The sequence below is a fragment of the Kitasatospora sp. NPDC127111 genome, assembly GCF_042677465.1.
Taxonomy (GTDB): domain Bacteria; phylum Actinomycetota; class Actinomycetes; order Streptomycetales; family Streptomycetaceae; genus Kitasatospora.
Window position 1 is genome coordinate 1 of the sequence record NZ_JBHXTG010000159.1, and the last position, 1379, is coordinate 1379.

The following is a 1379-nucleotide window of genomic DNA, read 5'->3' on the forward strand; positions in this document are numbered from 1 at the left end:
TCGTTCCCAGGCACGCCGTCGGCGCAAGGCCCGGGCCGCGAAAGCCGAACTCGGCCGGTCCCGGGGCGGGCTGAGCAGCAAGATCCATGCCGCTGCCGACTCCGCGGGCCTACCACTGGCGTTCGTGCTGACCCCGGGCCAGGCGGCCGACTGCCGGCAGTTCCAGACCATGCTCGACAAGCTTCTCGGAACCCGTTCGGGCGAGCAGCTCGACGGCGCCGGAGTCGATGCCGAGCATGGCGCCGGCCACGCTGTAGGTGACGGACTCCGCGGTGGGTTGCCGGTGCTGGCCGCAGCCAGCCAGCCGAGCGGCGTGGTCCACCAGTCGTCGGGGATGGGGGTGTCGCCCGGGTAGAGGTTGGCCACCAGGTCGAGCACGGCGCTGGCCACCGTCTCGTCGTCATCCGAGCGCAGTTGGGCGGCGTACCGCGCCGAGGCCTGGCTGAGGCTGGAGCGGACCATGTCGGCGAGCCCCTGGTCGCCGGTCAGCAACTCCAGTCGCCAGCCGAGGAGTTCGGACTCCTGGTAAATCTGATGGCCCAACGGGTCGATCTCGGCAGGGGTGTCGCTCATCACACTCTTCCTGAAGCAGGGCCTCGGTGACGACCCAGCCTAGCGACGCGCCCATCCCGGCGCGGGGGCTTTGCCCAGCTCGACCTGGCCCACCTACTCGCGTGAGTAGGTGCCCGTCGGCCACGGGCCCGGGGCAGCGATCCATATGGAACACTGCCTCGCCCGGCCCCCCTATACCCCCTCGAACCCGTCGGCGGCGCCGATGGCGAAGATCATGCCGGGCGGGGGCCGGTAGTGGCGACGAAGTCGCGGGCGTCCTTGAAGCCGACCGGCAAGAGGTACAGGCGGAGGTCGGAGTCGGTCACCGTGGCACGGTGCCCGGCGGCCGCAGCTTGTGCCGCGGCGAGGACGGGGTTCGGCAGGGCGAGCTGGACGGGGCCGTCCTCCTCCGTTCGGGTGCATCCGGGCCGCCCCGACCCCGGGGTGGGCGGAGCCGGTCCTACGGTCGGGGCCATGACGATGAACACGAACTCCGCTGCGGCGGGGACGCACGAGCCGTGGCTGCCGGGTGTGGAGCAGGCGGTGGCCTGGTTGGCCGCCTCGGTCGCGATGCCGGTGATCAAGTGGATGATGGCAGGTATCGGGAAGCCAGCGCCGGGACCGGGGTCGGCGGCCCGGTTCGTGCGCCGGGTGGCGGACGCGCTCGACCAGCTGGAGAAGGACGAGCAGCGCAAGAAGCGGGACCGGCGCCGGCGCTGAGCGAGGCGGTGCGCGGCCGGGGCGGCCGCCCCCCCCCCCCCCACCCCCCCCACCCCAAAGAAGCGGGGTTAAAAGGAGTATGAACCGGGTTAGTGAGGGAATATAAG

General features: G+C 71.7%; 2 protein-coding genes. Both read left to right on the forward strand.

Going from position 1 to position 1379, the window contains the following annotated elements; all coding sequences use genetic code 11:
* Window positions 1-82 precede the first annotated feature (82 nt).
* Complete coding sequence (locus ACFVHB_RS39920) at window positions 83-355, forward strand: hypothetical protein (protein ID WP_380332869.1); 273 nt, start codon at window positions 83-85, stop codon at window positions 353-355.
* A gap of 671 nt (window positions 356-1026) precedes the next feature.
* Window positions 1027-1272: a hypothetical protein gene (locus tag ACFVHB_RS39925; protein ID WP_380332864.1), complete on the forward strand. Its 246-nt coding sequence runs from the start codon at window positions 1027-1029 to the stop codon at window positions 1270-1272.
* Window positions 1273-1379 lie beyond the last annotated feature (107 nt).